This is a genomic window from Klenkia sp. AC732, assembly GCF_979256525.1.
Window position 1 is genome coordinate 60,125 of sequence record NZ_CEEDOS010000022.1, and the last position, 22,089, is coordinate 82,213.

Consider the following 22,089-nt stretch of genomic DNA (forward strand, 5'->3'; position numbering starts at 1 on the left):
TCGACCGGTGACCGTGCGCTGTGACGCCGGACCGGACAGGGCCGACCGGGCGTGTCTGCCCCGGGCCGTCCCCGGGCGCGGTTAGCCTCGGTCGAGGTCCCACGTCCGGGGCTCCCACCGGCTCCCCTGGAGGTCGCCAGAATGCGCACCCTGCGCCTCGTGGCGCTCTCCGACGACGGCCGGAGCCTGGTCCTCGCGGCCGACGTCCCGGACTCCATCGACAACGGCGAGCGGTTCCACGTCCCCATCGACGACCGGCTCAAGGCCGCCGTCCGCGGCGACGCCCAGCGGATGGGCCAGATCGAGCTCGACCGCGGGAACGTCCTCCCGCCGCGGGTCATCCAGGCCCGGATCCGGGCCGGTGAGACCCCCGAGCAGGTCGCGCACGCCTCCGGCACGTCGGTCGAGCGGATCATGCGCTTCGCCCACCCGGTCCTGCAGGAGCGGGAGCGGGTGGCCGAGCAGGCCCAGAACGCCCGGGTCCGGCTCTCCGAGGGCACCCCCAGCGTGGCGCTGGAGCAGTTCATGTCCGACCGGCTGCGACTGCTGGGCGCGGACCTGGACGCCGTCCGCTGGGACGCCCACCGCACCGAGGACGGCACCTGGCAGGTCCGGGCCGCCTGGCGCGCCGGGCACAAGTCGGGCACCACCAAGTGGAGCTACGACACGGTCACCCGCACCGTCACCCCGGTCGACGCGACCACGATGGACTTCGCCGAGGGCACCCGCCTGGTGCGCGTCGTCCCCGACGTCCCGGCCGGTCTGCCCGCACCGGTGCCGACGCCGACGCCGCGCCGGTCGATCAACGTCGTCCGGGCCGCCGTCCTGGACGACGAGGACGACGTCGACGACCTCGCCGGGGACCGGGCCGACGACGTCGACACCCGCACCGCGCAGGAGATCGACGACGAGGTCCGCAACGTCGTCCCCACCGACGGCAGCCCGGTCGACGTGCTGCTGTCCGGCGACGGCGGTCCCGAGCACGACACCGTGGTCTTCGAGCGGATGGAAGGCGAGAACGAGGACCCCCGCGCGGCCATCCCGGCCTGGGAGGACATCGTCTTCGGGGTCCGTCGGCACCGCTGAGGTCCCCTCTCCCCGGACCCCCACCGTGACGCGGACGACGTGTCCGACCTGCGCACGGGGGTACCCACGTGCCCGACGGGGTCCCCGGTGCCTCCCCCGGCGCCGCTCCGTCCGCACACGGAACGGAGAACCCCATGTCCGCATCGGTCTCGATGCCCATCGGCGGGGTGCAGGTCGGCGTCTACGACGACTACACCCAGGCCCAGCGGGCCGTCGACTTCCTCTCCGACGAGCAGTTCCCGGTGGAGAACGTGCAGATCGTCGGCAGTGACCTCCGCTCGGTCGAGCAGGTCGTCGGGCGGCTGACCTTCGCCCGCGCCGCGATGGCCGGTGCCGCGTCGGGTGCCTGGTTCGGTCTCTTCGTCGGGCTGCTGCTGGGCATCTTCGCCCCCGACGGCAGCTCCTGGGTCAGCTCGGTGCTCACCGGCCTCGTGATCGGGCTGGTCTTCGGTGCGCTGTTCGGCCTGGCCGGCTTCGCCGCCACCCGGGGTCGCCGCGACTTCGCGACCAGCGGCCGGCAGATCGTCGCCGGCCGCTACGAGGTGCTGTGCAACCCGCAGTTCGCCGAGCAGGCGCGCGCCCACCTCGCCCGGCTCTCGCTGCGCGGCTGACCCCCGTCGACCACCGCGGGGCCCCCGGGGCCCGGCGGTGGTCGGGTGGGTCAGTTCCCGCTGCCGCCGCCCCAGCCGTTCGGGTGCGACCCCGGGCTGCTGCGGTAGGCCTCCGGGTCGCCCGTGACGGCGGTGCCACGGACGCCGTCGGACGCCCCGCCGTGCCGGGCCGCACCACGGGCCCCGGCCCGGCGGTCGTGCACCAGCATCGCCACCAGGGCGGCCACCACGAACACGCCCACCACGATCCAAAGGGTCGTCATGGCCGGACGGTAGTCGGTCAGCGCAGCGTCGAGAAGGCGACGGCGGCCGCGGCCGCCACCCCGAGGGAGTCGACGCCCGACCGCATCGGGATCCGCGCGCGCACGTCGACCGCGGCCTGCGCCGCGGCGCTCAGACCGGGCCCCTCGGCACCCAGCAGCAGCGCCGTCCGCGGGTGCGCGGTGACGTCGATCGAGGCCAGGTCCACGGCGTCCGCGGCCGGCGTCATGGCCACGGTGGTGTACCCGGCGGACCGCACCCGCTCCAGGTCCCCCGGCCAGTCGCCCAGCACCCGGACCGGCAGGGTCAGCAGGTGGCCCATCGAGACCCGCACCGACCGCCGGTAGTACGGGTCGGCGCAGGTGGGGTCCAGCAGCAGCGCGTCGATGCCCAGCGCGACCGCGGACCGGCCGATCGAGCCGATGTTCTCGTGGTCGTTGAGACCCTCCAGCACGGCGATCCGCCGGGGCGCCGTCGGGTCCGGACCGGCCAGCAGCTCGTCCAGGTCGGGGGTCGCCGGACGCTCGGCCGAGGCCAGCACCCCGCGGGTGAGCCGGAAGCCCACGGTCTCCGACACCACCCACTTGTCCGCCTCGTAGGCGGGCACGTCGGCCGGCAGGTCGAGGGCGGCGACCCGTCCGGGCACGCCGTAGACCGCCCGCAGGCGCAGTCCGGTGGTCAGCAGCCGCTCGACCGCGGTGACGCCCTCGACGACGACCGGACCGGTGCCCCGTTCGGTCCCGGGGCGCCGGTCACCGGCGTGCAGGTCGTGGAAGTCGGCGACCCGGGGGTCCCGCGGGTCGGTGATCAGCTCGGGCACGACGACCGATCATGCCCGGTCCCCCCACCGCCGCACTGCGGGCGGGCCGCCCACCCAGCAGGATCAGGCGGTGAGCTCCTCCGGCACCACCGTCATCGGCTCCGGCATCGCCGGGGTCGCCTGCGCCCGAGCACTGTCCGACGCCGGCCTGCCCGTGCGGGTCCTGGACCGCGGACGTGCCCCCGGGGGACGGATGGCCGGGCGCACGCTGCACGGGCGCGTGGTGGACCTGGGCGCCTCGTACTTCACCGTCGGGCAGGACAGCCCCTTCGCACCCGTCGTCGAGGACTGGGTCGCCCGCGGCCTGGCCCGGGAGTGGACCGACACGTTCTCCGTGGTCGGGCCGGACGGTGTCACCGACACCAAGACCGGCCCGGTGCGCTACGGCGCGGCCGGTGGTCTCCGTTCCCTGGTCGTCGACCTGGCCCGGGGGCTGGACCTGGTGCAGCAGCGGACCGTCGAGCAGGTGCGCCTGGACGGCGGCCCGACCGTGGACGGCGAGCGGGCCGACGCCGTCGTCCTCGCCCTGCCCGACCCGCAGGCCCGCCGGCTGCTGGAGCCCGGCTCGGCGCCGGAGACCGTGCTGGACCCGCGGGGGTGGCAGCCGACGCTGGCCGTCGCCTTGGGCTGGTCCACCCGCCGCTGGGACGCCGACCTGCACGGCGCCTTCGTGCACGACGACCCGGCGGTGGAGTGGCTGGCCGACGACGGCGACCGCCGCGGGGACGGCGCCGCGGTGCTCGTCGCGCACACCACCCCGGAGTTCGCCGCCCGGCACCTCGAGGAGCCGGCGCTGGCCGGGCCCGAGGTCGCCGAGACCGTCACCCGGCTGCTGGGACTGGACGCCCCGCCGGACTGGACCCACGTGCACCGCTGGACCTTCGCCAAGCCGACGTCGCCGCGGGAGCAGGCGTTCTCGCTGGCCGACGGCATCGGGTTGTGCGGGGACGGCTGGTCGGCGCCCTCCAAGGTGGAGAGCGCCTGGACGTCGGGCCACGAGCTGGGCCGGGAGCTGGCCGCCCGACTGGGCTGAGCCGGACCCCGCGGCTACGGGGTCCAGCCGGCGACCACGGGGGCCCGTGGCGCCGTGCGGGCTGCGGGGACGACGGTCCCGGCCGCACCGGCGACCCGGGCGTCGGCGTCGGCGCGCTCGAGGGCGGCGGAGAAGAGCCAGCCCTGCGCCCACCGGCAGCCCTCCGAGCGCAGGTGGTCGCGCTGCTGCACGGTCTCCACCCCCTCGGCGACGACGTCCAGACCCATCACCCGGGCCAGCCCGAGCAGGCCCTCGACGATCCGCGGGGCCGGCCCGTCGGGCCCGATGCCGGAGACGAACGAGCGGTCGATCTTGAGCACGTCGACCGGGAACTGCCGGAGGTGGGTCAGCGAGGAGTAGCCCGTCCCGAAGTCGTCGACGGCCAGCCGGACGCCCAGCCGCCGCAGCCGCCCGAGGGCGAGGGCGGCCTGCTCGGTGTCGTCGACCAGGGCGGTCTCGGTCAGCTCCAGGCACAGCGCGGCGGGGTCCAGGCCGCTGTCGGCCAGGGCGGCGGCGACGTCGTCCACCAGGTGCGGGGAGCGCAGCTGGCGCACCGACAGGTTGACCGCCACCGTCGGTGCCGGTCCCGGTCCGGCGCCCCGCCACCCCGCGGCGGCCGCGCAGGCCTCCCGGAGCACCCACCGGCCGATGGTCTCGATCGCCCCGTTCTCCTCCGCGATGGGCACGAAGGTGGCCGGGGACACCTCGCCCAGCTCGGGGTGCGCCCAGCGCAACAGCGCCTCGAAGCCCTCCAGCGTCCCGCTGTCCAGGTGGACGACGGGCTGGTAGACCAGCCGGAACTGGCCCGCCGCGAGGGCCTCGGGCAGGTCGGCGACCAGCCGGGTGTGCTGCAGCAGCTCGGCGCGCATGCCCACCTCGAAGCGGACCACCCGCCCCTTGCCGGCGGCCTTGGCCCGGTAGAGCGCCGTGTCCGCGTCGCGCAGCAGGGTCGCCGCGGTGCAGGCCGCGTCCGGGTCGGCCACGACGAGCCCCGCGCTGGCCCCGACCCGGACCCGCCGGCCGGCGATCTCGTAGGGCCGGCAGAGCTCGCGCCGGATGCGCTCGGCGACCGCGTGGGGGTCCTCCGGGTCGCCACCGGGCTGCTGTTCCAGCAGGACGGCGAACTCGTCCCCGCCGAGCCGGGCCACCGTGTCCGCGGGGCGCACGTGCGCAGTGAGCCGGCCGGCGACCTGGCGCAGCAGCTCGTCCCCCGCCGGGTGGCCGTGGGTGTCGTTGACGCTCTTGAACCCGTCCAGGTCCAGGGAGAGGACCGCCGGGTCGGCACCGGTCCGCCCGGTGCGGGTCAGGGCGTGCCCGACCCGGTCGTCGAACAGGGCCCGGTTGGCCAGGCCGGTGAGCCCGTCGTGGAAGGCCTGGTGGGCCAGCTCATCCTGGGCGCGGCGCCGGGTGCTGACGTCCTGCAGGGTGACCACCAGGCCACCGACGTCGGCGGCCGAGGTGCGGTCGACGACGCGGACCTCCACCCAGGTGTCGGCCTCGGTGGTGCGGAGCTCGGCCTGGCAGACCCGCCCCGGGTGTGCCCGGGCCCGGTCCAGCAGCTCCTGCCGCCCGACCGGGTCGGCGGACCCGACCCCGGCCCACAACACCGACGGGGGCCGTTCGTCGACCCCGGTCAGCGGCACGCCCAGCGCGTCGACGACGACCAGGGCGTCGGCCGAGTCGGCGGCCAGGGCGGCGGCCCGCCGGGCGCGCCGCTCCAGGGCCTGGCGCAGCTCGCCCTGCTGGTGGGCCAGCCGGGCGGCCCGGGCGAAGGCCAGCACCAGCACCGCCACGGTGACGACCAGACCGGCGGTGGGGTTCACGTCGACGCCCCGGCTCCAGGAGACCAGCTCGACCAGACCGGGCAGGGCGAGCGGGAAGAGCGCCAGGGCGATCTGGGCACGGGAGACCGGGCGCTCGGGCCGGGCCGACGGCCGGGCCGGGGCCGGCCGCGCGCCCAGCGCCGCCCACAGCGAAGCCGCCAGCGCCAGGGAGCCCAGCGACCACCCGGTGTCCAGCAGCAGGCTCTGCCCGGCGACCACCAGGTAGCCGAGGTCGGCGAGGAACCAGGTCACCGCCCCGGCCGCCACCCAGACGGCCTCCGCACGCAGCGCCGCCCGCACGAACCACGCCCGGACGACGAGGGCCAGCAGCCAGGCGTCGAGCACCGGGTAGGCGGCCCAGACGGTGCGGACCAGCGGGGGCAGGCTGTCGTCGCCCAGGGTGTCGGCGAGCACCAGCACCCACTCCAGGTAGACCACGACCAGGAAGACCGCGGCGGTGTCGACGAACCGGTCGAACGGCGACCCCCCGGGCACCCGGCCCAGCAGCTTGCGCAGGCCGATGCCCACGGCCACGTAGGAGGCCAGGTAGGCGGCGTCGGCGACCGACACGTCGACCTCGGGCAGCCCGGCCCAGGCGCGGACCTGCCAGACCACGTCGCCCACCGCGGACAGGGTCACCCCCGCGGCGGTCCACACCCCGGCCCGCCACCCACGCAGCACCGCCGTCCAGGCCAGCACGGCCGCCCCGACGACCACGGTCAGGTAGCCGAGGGGGGCCAGCTGACCGCCGGGCAGCAGCACGCGGCCGACCGCGAGGACCGCGAGCAGCACGAACACCGCCCGGACGGCGGTGTGACGGGACGGGAGGGACACGGTCGCTCCAGCGATCGGCGGCGGCGACCCGCGGGCTGGAGTCGGGTGACCATCGGCCGCCGCCCGGCCCGGCTGTGGTCCAGCGGCGGGCTCCTCACCCGCGCGGGTGGGCCTGCCCCAGGGCGGGCGGCCCTAGGCTGCCGACGATGGACGAGGCACCCGCGGCCGGCCCTGGGCGCCCCGGGGCGGCCGCGAGCTGCCACGAGGTGGTCAAGACCCACCACACGGCGACCGGGTCGATCACCGCGCTGGACGGGGTCTCGGTGTCCCTCCCCCGGGGCCGGGTGACCGTCGTCGTCGGGCCGTCCGGGTCGGGCAAGTCCACCCTGCTGCGCCTGCTGGCCTGCCTGGACACCCCCGACTCCGGGCACGTCGAGGTCGGCGGACGTCGGGTCGACGACCGGGGCGCCCGCGGCCGCCGGCTGCTGCGTCGCCAGCAGGTGTCCTACCTCTTCCAGCGCCCCGGGGAGAACCTGCTCCCCTACCTGGACGCGGTCGGCCAGGTCCGGCTGGCGGCCCGGCTGCGCGGCACCGCGACCACCGACGAGGAGGTGCTCGCGCTGCTGGACCGGCTGGGGCTGGCCGACCGGGCAGACCACACCCCGGGCCGGCTGTCGGGTGGGGAGCAGCAGCGCCTCGCCGTCGCCTGCGGGGTGGTGGGCTCCCCCGCCCTCGTCGTCGCCGACGAGCCGACCGCGGAGCTGGACACCGCGGCGGCCGAGCGGGTGCTGGCCGCGATGACCGACCTGGCCGCGGGTGGGGTGGGCTTCGTCGTCTCCAGCCACGACCCGCGGGTGCGGGCGGTGGCCGACGGGGTGCTGGCCCTGGACCACGGGCGGCTGGTGTGAGCGGGTTCGCCGCCCGCGGGCTGACCAAGCGGTTCCACCGCGGCGTCGAGACGGTGACCGCGCTGGCCGGGGTGGACCTCACCGTCGCCGCCGGGGAGCTCGTCGCCCTGGTCGGCCCGTCGGGGTCGGGGAAGTCCACCCTGCTGGCGCTGCTGTGCGGATGGGAGACCCCCGACGAGGGCAGCCTGACCCTGGGCGGTCCGCTCGCCGGCCGCCGTCCCGCCGACCTGGGGTGGCCCGAGCTGGCCCTCGTGCCCCAGGCCCTCGGGCTCGTCGCCGACCTGAGCATCGCCGACAACGTGCTGCTGCCCGCGCGGTTGCGCGGCCAGGACGAGACCGCGCGGGCCGGGCTGCTGCTCGCCGACTTCGGCCTGGCCCACCTGGCCGGGCGCTACCCGCAGCAGAGCTCGCTGGGCGAGCAGCAGCGGGCCGCCGTCGCCCGGGCCCTGCTGCTCCGGCCCGCCGTGCTGCTGGCCGACGAGCCGACCGCGCACCAGGACCGCGGGCACGCCGACCAGCTCCTGGACGCCGTCGAGGCCGCCGCCCGGGAGGGCTCAGCGGTGCTGCTGGCGACCCACGACGAGACCGCGTGGGCGCGCGCCGACCGGGTGCTGACGCTGCGCGACGGGCGCCTCACCGGCGGGCTGCCCTCGTGAGCCGACCGGCGCTGTGGCGGCTGGCCCCGTGGACCCGGGCGCCGCTGCTGGGGCTGCGGCAGCCGGCCGCCGTCCTCGCCGTGCTGGTGACGACGGCCGTGCTGGCGTGCGCGCTCGCCTCGTGGCCGCTCTTCCTGTCCTCCGCGAGGTCGGCGGCCCTGCAGCAGCAGCTGGCGGCCGGCTGCGCGGAGGCCGGTTGGGGCCAGACCGGCGTCGTCGTCCGGCTGCTGGACCAGAACGGCGACCCGACCGGTGTCGAGCCGGTCGGCGCCGGCACCGACCGGGCGCTGGCCGACGGCTGGGCGGACGTGGGCGCGGACGCGGCCGTCGCCGTCGCGATCACGGCCCCGGGACCGGTCACCACCCCCGGCGGGGGGAGGACGTCGCTGCCGGCCCGGGTCCTCTTCCGCACCGGGGCCCTGGACCACGTCCGCTGGGAGCAGGGCCCGGCGACCGGGACGGCAGGGGTGGCCGTCCCGGCCAGCTGGGCCGAGCCGGCCGGCCTCGCACCGGGCGACACGCTCGGGCTGGGGGGCGCGACCGTGCCGGTCGTCGGCGTCTACACCGACCTCTTCGCCTACGACCCGGGCCCCACCTGGTGCGACTACCGCCCGCTGTTCGCCAACGACGCCAGCGCGGACACCCCGCCGCCGGCCCTGCTCCTGGCCTCCGACGCCGCCGTGGTGGACGCCGTCTCCCCCGGGACCGCGGCCACGGAGCTGCTCCGCCAGGTGCCGGTCGACGCAGCCGACACCACGGTCAGCGACGCCACCGCCCTGCTCCGGGACCAGGCCCGCGCCCAGGCCGCCGCCCTGGCAGCGACCGGTGCCCCGGCCGACCTGGCCGTCCCCGGCACCCGGCTGGCCGAGGCGGTCGCCCGGGCCGAGCTCGTCGAGTCCGGGCTCCGCGGGCCGGTCGTCCCGGTCGCCGTCGCGGGGGCGCTGCTCGCCCTGGTCCTGGTCGCCGCCGCGGGCAGCTCCTGGGCCGACCGGCGGGCCACCGAGGTGCGGCTGCTGGCCGCGCGCGGGGTCGGCCCGGTACCGCTGGCCGGCAAGGCCGCGCTCGAGCTGGGGCTGCCCGCGCTCGCCGGTGCCGCGCTGGGCTGGGGCGCCGCCCGGCTGCTCGTCGCCGCACTCGGCCCCGCGGACGACCTCGACCCCGCCGCCACCACCGCCGCGCTCGGGGCCGGGGCCGCGGCGTTCGTCGCCGGGCTCGCCGCGGCCGCCGCCGTCGCCGGGCTGCGGGCCCGCGGCACCGCGGAGCGGGCCCCGGGCAGCGCCCCCCACCGGCCCGCCCGGGTGCCCTGGGAGGTGGGCCTGCTGCTGGCCGCGGGCTGGTGCTGGGCGCTCCTGCAGGGCCGGGACGCCGTCGTCAGCGAGCGCGGCGTCGCCCAGGTCGACGGACTGCTCGTGGCGTTCCCGCTGCTGGGCGTCGCCGGCGCGGCCGTGCTGACGGCCCGGCTGCTCACCGCCCTGCTCCCCCGGCTGAGGCGGTGGGCCGCACGCCGGCGCCCCACGGTCTTCCTGGCGGTCAACCGGCTGGCCGCCGCCCGCGCGGCCACCGCGACCCTGCTGGTCGCCGTCACGCTGCCGGTGGCCGTGCTGGGGTACACAGCGACCCTGACCGCCGGCTCGCGGGCCACGCTGGAGGCGAAGGTCGGCGTCCAGATCGGCGCCGGCGCCGCGGTGCTCAGCGTCTCGCGGTTCGACCCCACCCCGGCCGTCACCGCCGCCGGCGCGTACGTCGTGCGGTACGGCAGCGCGAGCGTCACCGACCCCGAGGGCGGGCGCACCGACGTCCAGGTGCTCGCCGTCGACCCCGACGACCTCGCCGGCACCGCCGCCTGGGTGGACTCCTTCGCCGACGAGCCGCTGCCCGACCTGCTGGCCCGGCTGGAGGGCCCCGACGTGGACGGGCGGCTCCCCGTGGTCGCCGCCGGGCTGCCCGCCGGCCCCGCGGACCTGCGACTGGGCAGCCTGCCCGTGCCCGCCCAGGTGGTCGGCACCGCCGACGTGCTGCCCGGACGGCGCACCGCGGCCCCCGTGGTACTCGTGGACGCCGACCGGCTGCCCGAGGTCGACCGCACCGCCGGGGCCGACCGCACCGCCGAGCTGTGGACCGACGGTGAGACCGCCGCCGCGCAGGAGGCCCTCACCGCCGCCGGCAGCCAGCGCAACCGCACGATCGTGCCGGCCGACGTGCAGACCACGGCCGACTTCCTGGGCATCACCTGGACGTTCGGCTACCTGTCCGCACTGGCCGTCTTCGTCGGCGTCATCGCCCTGGGCGGGCTGCTGCTGTACCTGCAGGCCCGCAGCCGGGTGCGCGTGTCGGGCTACGTGATGGCCCGCCGGCTCGGGCTCACCCGGCGGACGCACCTGGCCTCGCTGGTCGTCGAGCTGGGCGGGGTCGCCGTGGCCGGCACCGTGGTGGGCGGGGTCCTGGCCGCCGGCGCCGTGGCGCTGGTGTACCGCCGGCTCGACGTCGACCTGCTGCGGCCGCCCACCCCGCTGCTGGACGTGCCGTGGACGGCGCTGGCCGCGACCGTCGTCCTCACGCCGGCCGCGGCGGTGCTGGCCGCGCTCTACGCCCAGCGTGCCGCCGACCGCGCCGACCCCGCCACCGTCCTGCGCGAGGACGCCTAGCTGTGATGTCTAGCGGGGGGCCCGGGCCAGCTGCCGGGACTGGGCGACCAGCCGGCCGGTGGAGTCCCAGATCCGGTAGTCCTCGTCCAGCCAGCCGCCGGCGATCTCGCTGGCCCGGGCCTCGACCAGGCACCAGCCCGGCGCGGGCAGCGCGCGGACCAGCACCTGCAGCTGCACCGTGGGAGCCCAGCCGAAGCGGCCGGTCGCCCAGGAGGTGGGCGGCAGGGCGTCGGCGAACGCGACCAGGCCCAGCGGGTCGGGCTCGCGGCCGTCGGCGAAGCGCAGCCACGCGCGGATGACCGGCTCCCCGGACGGCTCCCCCAGCGCCCACCCGGCCGTCACCGGGTCCAGCCGGGTCTCCACCCGCTGCGAGAGCCCGGGCACCTGGACACCGGGCGGTGCCAGGTGGGCGTGCTCGGCGATGGAGGAGCAGTCCTCGACCGGGGTCGCCGCGGGCGGTGGCACCGAGTACGACGAGTCGCCGGGCACGAGCGTCGCCGTCGTCGCCTGGACCGAGACGGCCGGGCCACCGGCGTCGGACAGCACGACGGTGGCGTGCTGCAGCGTCCTGCCGCCGGGTCCCGGGGTGACCGACAGCTGCGCCGGACCGGCCGCAGCGGCCCGCAGGTAGCTGGCCGACAGCGCGACCGGGTGCTCGTGCGGGGAGGACTCGACGGCAGCCCGGGCGACGACGGAGAGCAGGTAGCCGCCGTTGAGCACCCCGCCCCCGACGTCCCAGCCGGCGTCCAGCGTGGCGGTGAAGCCGCCCTCGGCGGGGGTCAGCGCGGTGGCGGTCTCGAAGCTCTGCGACACGGGCCACAGGGTGCCAGGCTGGTCGTCATGGATCAGACACACCTGGGCCGCAGTGGTCTCTCGGTCTCCCGGCTCTGCCTGGGGACGATGAACTTCGGACCCGAGACCCCCGAGGACGACTCGCACGCGATCATGGACCGCGCCCACGCGGAGGGCGTCAACTTCTTCGACACCGCCAACGTCTACGGCTTCGCCGCCGGCAAGGGCCGCACCGAGGAGATCCTGGGCACCTGGTTCGCCCAGGGCGGGCAGCGCCGGGAGAAGACCGTGCTGGCCACCAAGGTCTACGGCTCGATGACCGACTGGCCCAACGACACGTTCCTGTCCGCCCGCAACCTCGTCCGGGCCTGCGACGCGTCCCTGCGGCGCATGCAGACCGACTGGATCGACCTCTACCAGTTCCACCACGTGGACCTGAGGACGCCGTGGGAGGAGATCTGGCAGGCCTGCGAGACCCTCGTCGCGCAGGGCAAGGTGCTCTACGTCGGGTCCTCCAACCACGCCGGCTGGCAGCTCGCCGCCGCCCAGGAGGCCGCCCGCAACCGGCACTTCACCGGCCTGGTCAGCGAGCAGTCGATCTACAACCTGCTGGTCCGCGACATCGAGCGCGAGGTGGTCCCGGCCGCCGAGCACTACGGCATCGGGATCATCCCGTGGAGCCCGCTGCAGGGCGGTCTGCTCGCCGGTGTCCTGGCCAAGCAGGAGGGCAACCGCCGGACCAGCGAGCGCAACCAGGCCCGCATCGAGGAGGTCCGCCCGCAGCTGCAGCGCTACGAGGACCTGTGCGGCGAGTGGGGCCTGTCCCCCGCCGACGTCGGCATCGCCTGGCTGCTCAGCCGGCCGGCGGTGACCGCGCCGATCATCGGGCCGCGGACGATGGAGCAGTTCGAGTCCTCGCTGTCCGCCGTCGAGATCACCCTGGACGACTCCCAGCTCGCCGCGCTCGACGAGGTGTTCCCGGGCCACCGGACGGCCCCGGAGGACTACGCCTGGTGAGCTGAGGGCCAGCCGGTGACGCGCTCGTGGGGACGGCCCGGCGGGGAGCGCCAGAGCACCACCTCGGTCACCGGCCAGGCCGGCCCGTGGTCACCGCCCAGGCGGTCGACCAGCTGCGGGTCGGCCTCGCCGGTCCCTGCCCAGCGGCCCAGCGTCAGGTGCGGGGCGTAGGGGCGCTCGTCCACCGGCACCCCGGCGTGCCGGGCGGCCGCGGCCAGCCGGTCGGCGACGACCGAGAGCCCATCGACGTCGCCGCCCACCCCGGCCCACAGCACCCGCGGCCGACGGCGCCCGAACCGGCCGGCACCGGTCAGCTGCACCGTCACCGGCGGCGCACCGGCCACCACCGGGCCCAGCGCGGACAGCAGCCCGGCCAGCCGGGACCCCGGGACGTCGCCGAGGAAGGCCAGCGTGACGTGCCAGCTCTCCGGCGCGGTCCAGCGCGGCGCCCCGGGCAGGTCGCGGACGTCGTCCACCGCGGCGCGCAGCGCGGTGACGACGGGGGGCGGCGGGCTGACCGCCACGAAGAGCTTGCCGGTGCTCAGCCGCGCGCTCCCGGGGGGCTGAGGACGAGGCCGGCGTCGACGAGGGCGGTGACCAGGCGCAGCCGCTCCAGCTCGCGCTCCTCGCCCGGCGCGCACCCGCGCAGCCGGTGGCCGACCTCCAGGGCGGCGGCGGCCTCGACGAGCACGTCGTCGTAGGCGGCCTGCAGGCCGGCCCGGTGCGCGGCCGGGGTGCCGGCGGAGACCAGGGCGATCTCCCGGCCGAGCCGCCGCAGGTCCAGCGCGACCGCCTGCAGGGGACGGCGCCGCGGCTCGGGGACGGCGGTCCCGACGGCGGCCCGGGCCCGGGTCGGCCGCCGCCGGGGCGCCCGCAGCCGCAGCACGGGAGGACGCAGCACGGGCCGGCGCAGCTGACCGGTGAAGGCGCGCAGCGCGAGGTCCATCAGGGCCGCGCCGACCAGCACCATGGCGACGACGAGGCCCAGCTGCACGGGCCAGGAGCGGACCACGTCGGCGAGCGGGGGCACGCGCCGACGGTAGGCCCCGGTGACGGGGGCCACAAGCGTCACCGGGACCGTCCGACCTGCTCGCCCGGCGCCTCCGCATCGGCCTCGGAGACCACGCCGGCGACAGCCGGGCGGGCCGCGACGGCCTGCGCCGGGGCGGCCGGCAGCGGGTCGACGTGCAGGTGCACGCTGGGCGGTGCGACGTGCGCCTCGAGCCGGACGTGGCGGCCACGGGACAGCACCGCCCCGGCGACCACCGCGGCCACCACGACGACCACGCCCCCGGAGATCAGCCCCCACGGGGCGCCCAGGTGCTCGGAGACCCAGCCGATGGCCGGCGCACCGATCGGCGTCCCGCCCATGAAGCACATGAAGTACAGGGCCAGGATCCGGCCGCGGAACTGCGGTTCGACGCCGAGCTGGACGAAGGAGTTGCAGGCCACGCTGAACACCAGCGCGGCCGCACCGGTGGGCACCAGCAGCAGCGCGAACGACCAGTAGGTGGGCATCAGCCCGGCGACCACCAGCAGCACCCCGAAGGCGATCGCGGCCAGCAGCAGGAAGCGCTGCAGCGGGCGGCGGCTGCGCCGGGTGGACAGCAGCGCCCCGCTCAGCGAGCCGACGGCGTACATCGTCGACAGCAGCCCGAACGCCCCGGCGCCCAGGCCGAACACCTCGCGGGCCATCAGCGCGATGGTGATCTGGCTGTTGAACCCGAACGTGCCGACGACGAAGGCCAGCAGCATCGCCAGCTGCAGGTCCGGGTGCGCCCGGGTGTAGGCCAGGGCCTCCCGGAGCTGGCCGCGGGACCGGGCGACGGGCGGGCTGTGCTGCAGCTCGGCGTCGCGCATCAGCGACAGCGCGACGATGGTGGCCGCGAAGCTGGCCGCGTTGACGAAGAACGCCGGTGCGGTGTCCCCGCCGGAGACGGCGATCAGCCCGCCGGCGGCCGCCGGCCCGATCAGCCGGGCGCCGTTGAACACCGTGGAGTTCAGGCTCACCGCGTTGGCCAGGTTCGCCGGGCCCACCATCTCCGAGACGAACGCCTGCCGGGCCGGGGTGTCCAGCGCGCTGACCACCCCGAGCCCCAGGGCCAGGGCGAAGACGTGCCACAGCGCGATGCCACCGGTGGCCACCAGGACCGCCAGGCCCAGGGCCAGCACGCCCATCACCGCCTGGGTGGCCAGCAGCATCCGGCGCTTGTCGTACCGGTCGGCGAGCACCCCGCCGTAGAAGCTGAACACCAGGGTCGGCCCGAACTGCAGCGCGGTGATCGCGCCCAGCGCGACCCCGCTGCCGCCCGAGAGCTGCAGCACCAGCCAGTCCTGCCCGATGCGCTGCATCCAGGTCCCGGTCAGCGAGACCAGGTTGGCCGAGACGAAGAGCCGGAAGTTGTGCACCCGGAGGGCGCGGAACGCACCGGCCGGGCGGGCGCTGTCGGTGTCAGACGTGGGGGTCTCCTCCTGGGCTCACCCGCTGGCGAGGTCGTCCATGATCCGGGCGGCCTCCCGCAGGGTGGCCCGGTCCTCGGGCGAGAGCTCGTGGAGCCGGCCGGACAGCCACGCCTCCCGAGCCCGGGCCTCCTCGGTCAGCAGGGCCTCGGCCGCGGGGGTGAGGTCGATGACGACCTGCCGGCCGTCGGTGGGGTGCGGCGTGCGGGTGACCAGTCCCTTGCCCTCGAGCGCGACGACGACCCGGGTCATCGACGGGGGCTGCACCCGCTCGTGGCCGGCCAGCTCACCCGGGCTCATCGCACCGTGCCGCTTGAGGGTGGACAGCGCCGCCAGGTGGGTCAGCGTCACCGAGGTGTCCACCCGCTGGTTCCGCAGCCGGCGGGAGAACCGCATGACCGCCAGCCGCAGGTCGTGGGCCAGCGCTGCGGTGTCCAGCGTCGTCCGAGCCACGGGCACAACCTATCTACTTAGAGGAGGTAAGGAAAGCAGGTCAGAAGAGCTGCTGGAGCGGCTCCAGCGCGAAGTAGACCAGGAACAACGCGGCGACGACCCACATCAGCAGGTGCACGTCGCGGCGCCGCCCGGTGGCCACCCGCAGCAGCACGTAGCTGAGCACGCCTGCGCCGATGCCGTTGGTGATCGAGTACGTGAACGGCATCAGGGTGATCGTGAGGAACGCCGGGATGACCAGGGACATGTCGCCCCACTCCAGGTCCCGGATCTGGCTGATCAGCAGCGCGCCCACGATGACCAGCACGGGGGCGGCGGCCTCCGAGGGCACCACCTGGACCAGCGGGGTGAAGAACACCGCGACCAGGAACAGCACGCCCGTGGCCACGCTGGCCAGCCCCGTGCGGGCGCCGTCGGCGACCCCCGCGGTGCTCTCCACGTAGGTCGTGTTGGAGGAGACGCTCGCCGCGCCGCCGGCCGCGGCGGCCAGGGAGTCCACCAGCAGCACCGGCTGGGACCGGGGCAGGTTGCGGTCCTCGTCGAGCATCTCGCCCTCGGCCCCGACGGCGGTGACCGTGCCGACGGTGTCGAAGAAGTCCGCGATCATGATCGCGAAGACGATGAGCAGGGCGGCCACGACGCCGATGCGGGAGAACCCGCCGATGAGCGAGACGTGCCCGATGATCGAGAAGTCCGGCAGCGCCACGACGTCCTCGGGCAGCGCGGGCACCTGCAGCGCCCAGCCCCGCGGGTTGGTGCCACCGTTGCTCCCGCCCACCTGCGCGATCGCCTCGACGACGATCGCGAAGACCGTCGTCACGACGATGCCGATGAGCAGCCCGCCGCGCACCCTGCGGACGACGAGCACGCTGGTCAGGGCCAGACCGACGACGAAGGTCAGCAGCGGCCACCCGGCCAGTGACCCGTCGATGCCGAAGGACAGCGGCACGCTGCCCGACTGCGCCCGCCGGACGAAGCCGGCGTCCACCAGACCGATGATGGTCAGGAAGAACCCGATGCCCACGGCGATCGCGGTCTTCAGCTGACCGGGGATCGCCTCGAAGACCGCGCGCCGGAACCCGGTGAGCACCAGCACGGTGATCAGCAGGCCCTCCAGCACGACCAGGCCCATCACCTCGGGCCAGCTCAGCTGGGTGGCGGCGTAGACCGCGACGATCGCGTTGATGCCCAGGCCCGCGGCCAGCGCGAACGGGTACCGCCCCACGACGCCCATCAGGATGGTCAGCACCCCGGCCACCAGCGCGGTGACGGCGGCCACCGAGGCGAAGGGCAGGCTGTTCCCGTCGACGTCGACGCCGGACAGGATGATCGGGTTGAGCACCACGATGTAGGCCATCGTGAAGAAGGTGACCAGCCCGCCACGCAGCTCGCGGGCCACGGTCGACCGGCGCTCGGTGATGGAGAAGTACCGGTCCAGGCCGTTCTTCGGCTTGACCCTCGGGCCGGGGCTGCGCCGGGTGCTGCCCGCCGGGCGGGGCACCTCGACGGCGTCCTCGGTCTCGCGCGGGGTGGGACGGGACGTGTCGGGCAAGGTGGACCCCCGGATGCGGCGCCGGACGCTGACCGCGACCCGGCACGTCGGACGACGAGCGGCGAGCGGCGACAGCGTGCCACACGCCGCGCCCCCCGGGTCCTCCTAGAGTCTCCGGTGTGCCCGCGCCGACCCGCCCCTCACCGCCCCCGCTGCGGGTGGACACCGCCCGCGTCGTCCAGGTCGGCGGGGTCCTGTGGGCGGTGGCCCTGGTCGTCGTGCTGCTGCTGGGCGACCGGCTGGACCGGGTGTGGACCTGGACCTGCGTCTGCGGCGTGGTGCTCGCCGTCGCCGGCCTGGGCATCATGCGCTGGCAGCACCAGCGCTGAGCGACGCCTAGATGGAGTCGTACACCGAGGTGTCGTAGCGGGCGGAGGTGACCACCTCGGCCGGCGGGCCGTCCTGCACCTCGAGGGAGGCCTGGCTGTGCGCACCGCACCCGTGGTCGACGGTGACGACGTGCCCGTCGGCGGGGGCGTAGGCGTTGGCGCAGACGCCGAGCTCGGAGCGCAGCGAGCCCGCCAGCGGCATCCAGAACCCGCAGGTGCCGCACGGACCCGGCGCGTGCCGGGCCATCGCCGAGCGGGGCCCGAAGTCGCCGTCGGCCCAGCGGGCCAGCGCGGACGTGCGGCCCTCGACGGAGAGCACCCGCTCGCGGCCCAGGCCGATCTCCTCGGCGACCACGCGACCGGCCGGGTCGTCCGCGGCGTCGTCGTCGGCGAGGTAGGAGGGGACGAGGCGGACGTCGTCCTCGGTGGAGGGCAGCACGTCGCCGACCGACAGGTCGCCCGGGCGCAGCCGCTCGTGCCACGGCACCCAGGCCGGGGCCAGCAGCGCGTCGTCGCCCGGGAGCAGGACGACCTCGTCGACGGTGACCTCGGCGTCGCCGGGGACGTGGGCCAGCGTGACGGCCCAGTGCCAGCCGACGTAGCCGGGCAGCTCGGCCTCGAAGGAGTGGGTCAGCACCTCACCGAGCGCCCCGGGGTCGGTGACCTGCTCGCGGTGGGTGCCCTGGTGCGCGCCGACCTCGGCAGCGGCACCGGCGGTCTCCACGGCGGCGGCCCGGGCGGTCTCCACGGCGGCGGTCAGCACGTCCAGCGACTCCCCGGAGACGGGGCGGGCGTCGGGTTCGGGGGCGGGCACGGCGTCGGACACGTGACCATCGTCCCCCACGGGGGGCCCGGAGCGCCCGCGGGGTGACCGGTCGCACCGCCACGGTGGGGCACCATGGACGCCGTGTCCGCCGACCCCGCCCCCCGTGCGCGGCGGCGCTGGGGACGGCGCGGGGACGCCGGGTCCACGGCAGGCGCTGCGACGAGCCCGCTGCAGGTCGCCCGGGTGCACACCCGACCGCTGCCGACGGCAGCGACCACCCCGCCCGGGGACGACTCCCCCACCGTCGTCGCCCCGCTCGGCGACACCTCCCCGCGGGTCGAGACCTGGCGGCCGGTGCCCGCCGCCGCGCGCGAGCCCGCGCAGCCGACCACCGTCCTGCCACCCGCCGCGGCGCCCTCCGGGGCGCCCGCCGAACCGGTGCGCGGCCTCGGCGCCCGCCCGGCCAAGCTCACCGTCACCCGGGTCGCCGCGCACCGCACCCGCCAGCTCACCGGCGCCGCGGTCCGCCGGGTGAACGCCGCCAGCCGCGCCGACGGAGCCGGGGAGAGCGGCCTGGCCGGGCTGCTGTGGGTCAACGCCCTGCACATGGCCGGGGACGCGATGATCGCCGTCTCGCTGGCCGGCACCCTCTTCTTCGCCGCCTCCACCGACGCCCAGCGCGGCAACGTGGCGCTCTACCTGCTGGTCACCATGGCGCCCTTCGCCGTCGTCGCGCCGGTGATCGGGCCGCTGCTGGACCGGCTGCAGCGCGGCCGCCGGTGGGCGCTGGCCGGGTCCCTGGTCGGGCGCGCGGTGCTGGCGGTCGTGATGGCAGCGCACTACGACGACCTCGCGCTCTACCCGGCGGCGCTGGGCGTGCTGGTGCTGTCCAAGGCGCTCAACGTGCTGCGCGCGGCCGTCGTCCCCCGGGTGCTGCCGGCGCAGATGTCGCTGACCTCGGCCAACGCCCGACTGTCGGTCTTCGGCCTGCTCACCGCCGGGGTCCTCGGTGGCATCGGCGCCGGGATCGCCCGGTTCGCCGGGTTCGACTGGCTGCTCTACGCCACCGCTGCGGTGTTCGTGCTGTCCGGGCTGCTCGCCGTCCGGCTGCCCGGACACGTGGACGCCCCGTTGCCCGGGCTGCCGGCCGACGTCCTCACCGACGGGATCGACGCCCAGGGACGGCGCTCCAGGCGCGCCCTGGGCCCGCACGTGGTGACGGCGCTGCGGGCCACGGCCGCACTGCGCGGGCTGGCCGGCTTCCTCACCATCTTCTCGGCGTTCCTGGTGCAGGCCACCGTCGCCGACGCCTGGGACGCGACGCTGTCGCTGGGCGTGATCGCCGCGGCCGCCGGGGTGGGCAGCGTCGTGGGCACCGGGATCGGCTCCCGGCTGCACGCGGTCAGCCCGGACAGGCTGGTGCTCGCCGCCGCCGGGTCGGCCGCGGTCATCACGGTCGCGGCAGCGGTGTTCTACAGCTTCGCGATGGCCGCCGTCGTCGCCGGGGTGTCCGCGATCGCGAACGCGCTGGGCAAGGTCGCCCTCGACGCGATCATCCAGCGCGAGGTGCGGGAGGAGCTGCGCGCCTCGGCGTTCGCGCGCTCGGAGACGCTGCTGCAGCTGACCTGGGTCTTCGGCGGCGCGCTGGGGATCGGGCTGCCCACGATCGGCTGGCTGGGGTTCACCGTGGCCGCCTCCCTGCTGACGCTGGCGGTCGGCCTGGTTCTCTGGGGCGGCCGCCCGAACGCGCCCGCCCCCCGGGTGGACCGTGCCCCCGGGGGCCGTGGCCTGCTCCGCCGGGGCCGCCGCGGCGGGCGGACCGACCGGACCGACCGGGCACAGCAGCAGGAGCAGGGGTGGGCATGAGCCGGGTACGCACCGCAGGAGCCGTGCTGGGCGCGGCGGCCCTGCTGGCCGGCTGCAACGCCGGCGGCGCCAGCGGCGCATCGGGCAGCTCGGACACCGCCCCCACGCTGCGGGTGCAGACCGGCGGCCAGGACGTCCGGGTCTCCCCCACCCAGTACTGCCTGGACGGCGACGGCCAGCGCTACACCAGCACGCCGCCGATCATCGAGGTCTCCCCCGACAGCACGATCGGGCTCACCGTGGCCGGCGACGTCGCCGAGCAGGGGTGGAGCGTGCAGGTCTTCGACGACCAGCTCGACGAGCTCATCGGCGAGGTCGACGTGGACTCCGGCACCGGCACCTTCACCGGCATCAACAGCTCCGACGTCGCCCCGGCGGCCTTCTACCTGGTCGTGGTCGAGGACTCCGACGACGGCGACTGCAACGGGTTGTCCGGCGCGTGGCCGGTCGGCTTCGTGCGCTCCGGGGAGACCGCACCGACCGACGGCAGCACCCCGACCCCGACCGGCTGAGCCGACCGGGGTCGTCCGTGCGGGCTCAGCCCGCCAGGTCGGTGGCGACCGCGCGCAGCACCGAGGAGACCTTGGTGGCGTACTCCCGGTCGGGGTAGCGACCGTGCCGCAGGCCCTCGCCGACGGAGTCCAGCAGGGTGATCAGGTCCTCGATGATCGGGACCAGCTCCTCGGGCTTCTTGCGGGTCGCCGTGCGGGTGGCGGCCGCCGCCGAGGGCAGCGGGTCGAGCACCTGCACCTGCAGCGCCTGGTCCCCCCGGCGGCCCTGGACGATCCCGTACTCCACGCGCTGCCCGGGGGTCAGCTCCGTGGTGCCCGCCGGGAGGGAGTCCCGGTGGACGAACACGTCCGGGCCGTCCTCCTGGGAGAGGAAGCCGAAGCCCTTCTCCGGGTTGAACCACTTCACCTTGCCGCTGGGCACGACGGTCCCTCGCTCTGCTCTGGGGTCGCCCCGGCCGACGGTGGCCGGGGCACGACGGCGGGCCTCTGCTCGGCCCACCGGACCCACCAGGCTAGTGCGCCCGGCCCCCGACGGCTCCCGAGTTCGCGGAGGGCGCACCTACCCTGGCGCCGTGCCCCCGCCGGACCCCGCCCCGCACCCGGACTACCGGTTCAGCCTGGCCAACGAGCGGACCCTGCTGGCCTGGTTGCGGACGGCGCTGGCGATGGTCGCCGGCGGCATCGCCGTGGCCCAGTTCGTGCCCGAGCTGGGGATCCCCGGAGGGAGCGTCGCGGTGTCGGTCGGGCTGCTGCTGGGCGGGCTGCTGACCGCGCTGGCCGGCTACCGCCGGTGGTCGCGCAACGAGGCGGCGATCGCCGCGGACCTGCCGCTCCCGGTCAGCCCGCTGGGCCGCCGGGTCACCGCCGGGCTGGCCGTCCTGGTCGCGGTGGTGCTGGTCCTGGTCGTGGTGGAGGCGCTGCGCTGAGCACCGCCCGTGGGGCCGGGGAGACCCAGCCGGCGCGCACGGCGCTGGCCTGGCAACGCACCGGGCTCGGCGTGCTGCTCGTCGCCGGCCTGCTGGCCCGGGCGGCCGCGGTGGCCCGGGAACCGCTCGCCGTGGTGCCGACCGCCGCCGTCGCCCTGCTGGGGCTGGCGGTCCTGGGCGTGCTGGCCCCGCGACGGGCCGGCTCGGCCCGGGCGGCGGCAGAGCAGGGCGGCCCCGGCAGTGCCCGCACCGCGGCCCGGGCGGTCACCGCGGTCGTCGTCCTCACCGCCTGCGCGGGCCTGGCGACCGGGCTCCTGGTCCGCTGACCGGGGCCGCCGGCAAGTTACCGGCGGGTAGCGACGTGGGTCACCGAGGTGCGACCATCTCCGGCATGGCCGCCCGCAACGCAGCATCCCGCGTCGTCACCACCCTCGCCGCCGCGGTGCGCCTGGTGTCCTCCGTGGTCGGCGGGCTGATCGTGCTGTACGCGGTCTTCGTGCTCTTCGAGGCGAACCCGGCCAACCCGCTGGTGGAGTTCACCGCCGGCGTGCGCAACGACCTGGGCGCGTTCACCGTCGGCCTCTTCGCCCCGGAGGACCCGAAGATCGCCGAGACGGTCAACGCGCTGATCGCCGCGATCGTCTGGGTGCTGGTGGGCAGCCTGCTGTCCAAGGCCATCACCCGCCTGGCACCCCGGACCACGTCGAAGGCCTGAGAGCGGCCTAGGTGTACTGCCCGGACAGGTTGGTGCACGGTCTCTGTTCGAGGCTGATCTTGATGTGAGGAGGGACCTCCGGGT

Annotated in this window: 24 protein-coding genes; 13 read left to right on the forward strand and 11 right to left on the reverse strand. The window is 76.3% G+C overall.

The annotated features are described in order from the left end of the window. The first annotated feature begins 141 nt into the window (after positions 1–141). Both sepH and AC0IVP_RS12390 read left to right on the forward strand, forming a co-directional pair. Positions 142–1,086 carry a septation protein SepH gene (sepH, locus tag AC0IVP_RS12385; protein WP_056293268.1) on the forward strand — a complete coding sequence of 315 codons (945 nt, stop codon included), beginning with the start codon at positions 142–144 and terminating at the stop codon, positions 1,084–1,086. Between the two features lie 134 nt (positions 1,087–1,220). Beyond that, positions 1,221–1,697 carry a YflT domain-containing protein gene (locus AC0IVP_RS12390; protein ID WP_056294764.1) on the forward strand — a complete coding sequence of 159 codons (477 nt, stop codon included), beginning with the start codon at positions 1,221–1,223 and terminating at the stop codon, positions 1,695–1,697. Positions 1,698–1,747: 50 nt separating this feature from the next. Here the strand turns inward: AC0IVP_RS12390 and AC0IVP_RS12395 are convergent, their stop codons facing one another. After that, entirely contained in the window at positions 1,748–1,960 is a 213-nt protein-coding gene (locus AC0IVP_RS12395) for a hypothetical protein (RefSeq protein ID WP_471756849.1), read from the reverse strand. Between the two features lie 17 nt (positions 1,961–1,977). Next, a complete protein-coding gene (locus AC0IVP_RS12400; RefSeq protein WP_471756851.1) occupies positions 1,978–2,778 on the reverse strand; it encodes a TrmH family RNA methyltransferase in 801 nt (266 codons plus the stop codon). Positions 2,779–2,848: 70 nt separating this feature from the next. On the opposite strand from AC0IVP_RS12400, the gene AC0IVP_RS12405 reads away from it, so the two are divergent. Then, on the forward strand, positions 2,849–3,811 hold the full coding sequence (locus tag AC0IVP_RS12405; protein WP_471756853.1) for an NAD(P)/FAD-dependent oxidoreductase: 963 nt from the start codon (positions 2,849–2,851) through the stop codon (positions 3,809–3,811). A gap of 14 nt (positions 3,812–3,825) precedes the next feature. Here the strand turns inward: AC0IVP_RS12405 and AC0IVP_RS12410 are convergent, their stop codons facing one another. Continuing rightward, complete coding sequence (locus AC0IVP_RS12410) at positions 3,826–6,468, reverse strand: putative bifunctional diguanylate cyclase/phosphodiesterase (protein ID WP_471756855.1); 2,643 nt, start codon at positions 6,466–6,468, stop codon at positions 3,826–3,828. Positions 6,469–6,614: 146 nt separating this feature from the next. Between AC0IVP_RS12410 and AC0IVP_RS12415 the strand changes: the two genes are divergently transcribed. The 3 genes from AC0IVP_RS12415 to AC0IVP_RS12425 are packed head-to-tail and all read left to right on the forward strand — an operon-like array spanning position 6,615 to position 10,617. Then, positions 6,615–7,316 (forward strand): ABC transporter ATP-binding protein, encoded by a 702-nt coding sequence (locus AC0IVP_RS12415; protein ID WP_471756857.1) that lies wholly within the window; start codon positions 6,615–6,617, stop codon positions 7,314–7,316. Then, entirely contained in the window at positions 7,313–7,972 is a 660-nt protein-coding gene (locus AC0IVP_RS12420; RefSeq protein ID WP_471756859.1) for an ABC transporter ATP-binding protein, read from the forward strand. Before AC0IVP_RS12415 ends, AC0IVP_RS12420 begins: the two co-directional genes overlap by 4 nt. Beyond that, positions 7,969–10,617, forward strand: a complete 2,649-nt coding sequence (locus AC0IVP_RS12425; protein ID WP_471756861.1) for a hypothetical protein — start codon at positions 7,969–7,971, stop codon at positions 10,615–10,617. Before AC0IVP_RS12420 ends, AC0IVP_RS12425 begins: the two co-directional genes overlap by 4 nt. 9 nt (positions 10,618–10,626) lie before the next feature. On the opposite strand, the gene AC0IVP_RS12430 is transcribed toward AC0IVP_RS12425, so the two are convergent. After that, positions 10,627–11,430, reverse strand: coding sequence for a thioesterase family protein (locus tag AC0IVP_RS12430; RefSeq protein WP_471756863.1), 804 nt, complete (start codon positions 11,428–11,430; stop codon positions 10,627–10,629). 27 nt (positions 11,431–11,457) lie between these two features. Between AC0IVP_RS12430 and AC0IVP_RS12435 the strand changes: the two genes are divergently transcribed. Further along, positions 11,458–12,426, forward strand: coding sequence for an aldo/keto reductase (locus AC0IVP_RS12435; protein ID WP_056293293.1), 969 nt, complete (start codon positions 11,458–11,460; stop codon positions 12,424–12,426). On the opposite strand, the gene thpR is transcribed toward AC0IVP_RS12435, so the two are convergent. The 5 genes from thpR to AC0IVP_RS12460 all read right to left on the reverse strand — a co-directional run bounded on the left by thpR (position 12,414) and on the right by AC0IVP_RS12460 (position 16,891). Then, positions 12,414–12,950 carry an RNA 2',3'-cyclic phosphodiesterase gene (thpR, locus tag AC0IVP_RS12440; protein WP_162245547.1) on the reverse strand — a complete coding sequence of 179 codons (537 nt, stop codon included), beginning with the start codon at positions 12,948–12,950 and terminating at the stop codon, positions 12,414–12,416. The genes AC0IVP_RS12435 and thpR overlap by 13 nt on opposite strands. 17 nt (positions 12,951–12,967) lie before the next feature. Further along, positions 12,968–13,456, reverse strand: coding sequence for a hypothetical protein (locus AC0IVP_RS12445; protein WP_471756865.1), 489 nt, complete (start codon positions 13,454–13,456; stop codon positions 12,968–12,970). A gap of 38 nt (positions 13,457–13,494) precedes the next feature. Next, positions 13,495–14,835, reverse strand: coding sequence for an MFS transporter (locus AC0IVP_RS12450; RefSeq protein WP_056293299.1), 1,341 nt, complete (start codon positions 14,833–14,835; stop codon positions 13,495–13,497). A gap of 69 nt (positions 14,836–14,904) precedes the next feature. Continuing rightward, positions 14,905–15,339, reverse strand: coding sequence for a MarR family winged helix-turn-helix transcriptional regulator (locus AC0IVP_RS12455; RefSeq protein ID WP_082556755.1), 435 nt, complete (start codon positions 15,337–15,339; stop codon positions 14,905–14,907). A gap of 40 nt (positions 15,340–15,379) precedes the next feature. Next, positions 15,380–16,891 (reverse strand): NCS2 family permease, encoded by a 1,512-nt coding sequence (locus tag AC0IVP_RS12460; RefSeq protein WP_082556756.1) that lies wholly within the window; start codon positions 16,889–16,891, stop codon positions 15,380–15,382. A gap of 119 nt (positions 16,892–17,010) precedes the next feature. On the opposite strand from AC0IVP_RS12460, the gene AC0IVP_RS12465 reads away from it, so the two are divergent. Then, the gene (locus tag AC0IVP_RS12465; protein WP_056293301.1) at positions 17,011–17,220 is read left to right on the forward strand and encodes a DUF2530 domain-containing protein; all 210 of its coding nucleotides are present in this window, start codon (positions 17,011–17,013) and stop codon (positions 17,218–17,220) included. A gap of 7 nt (positions 17,221–17,227) precedes the next feature. On the opposite strand, the gene AC0IVP_RS12470 is transcribed toward AC0IVP_RS12465, so the two are convergent. Next, entirely contained in the window at positions 17,228–18,046 is an 819-nt protein-coding gene (locus AC0IVP_RS12470; RefSeq protein WP_471756867.1) for a DUF3027 domain-containing protein, read from the reverse strand. A gap of 81 nt (positions 18,047–18,127) precedes the next feature. Between AC0IVP_RS12470 and AC0IVP_RS12475 the strand changes: the two genes are divergently transcribed. Beyond that, on the forward strand, positions 18,128–19,852 hold the full coding sequence (locus AC0IVP_RS12475) for an MFS transporter (RefSeq protein WP_471756869.1): 1,725 nt from the start codon (positions 18,128–18,130) through the stop codon (positions 19,850–19,852). Further along, positions 19,849–20,364: a DUF2771 family protein gene (locus tag AC0IVP_RS12480; RefSeq protein WP_056294778.1), complete on the forward strand. Its 516-nt coding sequence runs from the start codon at positions 19,849–19,851 to the stop codon at positions 20,362–20,364. Before AC0IVP_RS12475 ends, AC0IVP_RS12480 begins: the two co-directional genes overlap by 4 nt. A 25-nt stretch (positions 20,365–20,389) precedes the next feature. On the opposite strand, the gene AC0IVP_RS12485 is transcribed toward AC0IVP_RS12480, so the two are convergent. After that, positions 20,390–20,785 (reverse strand): cold-shock protein, encoded by a 396-nt coding sequence (locus tag AC0IVP_RS12485; RefSeq protein ID WP_056293308.1) that lies wholly within the window; start codon positions 20,783–20,785, stop codon positions 20,390–20,392. Between the two features lie 151 nt (positions 20,786–20,936). Here AC0IVP_RS12485 and AC0IVP_RS12490 point away from each other — a divergent pair, with 151 nt between their 5' ends. The 3 genes from AC0IVP_RS12490 (at position 20,937) to AC0IVP_RS12500 (ending at position 22,005) form a co-directional block, all read left to right on the forward strand. Beyond that, positions 20,937–21,290, forward strand: coding sequence for a YidH family protein (locus AC0IVP_RS12490; RefSeq protein WP_471756871.1), 354 nt, complete (start codon positions 20,937–20,939; stop codon positions 21,288–21,290). 71 nt (positions 21,291–21,361) lie between these two features. Continuing rightward, positions 21,362–21,616 (forward strand): DUF202 domain-containing protein, encoded by a 255-nt coding sequence (locus AC0IVP_RS12495; protein WP_471756873.1) that lies wholly within the window; start codon positions 21,362–21,364, stop codon positions 21,614–21,616. Between the two features lie 65 nt (positions 21,617–21,681). Next, the gene (locus AC0IVP_RS12500) at positions 21,682–22,005 is read left to right on the forward strand and encodes a hypothetical protein (protein ID WP_471756875.1); all 324 of its coding nucleotides are present in this window, start codon (positions 21,682–21,684) and stop codon (positions 22,003–22,005) included. The last annotated feature ends 84 nt before the right edge of the window (positions 22,006–22,089 follow it).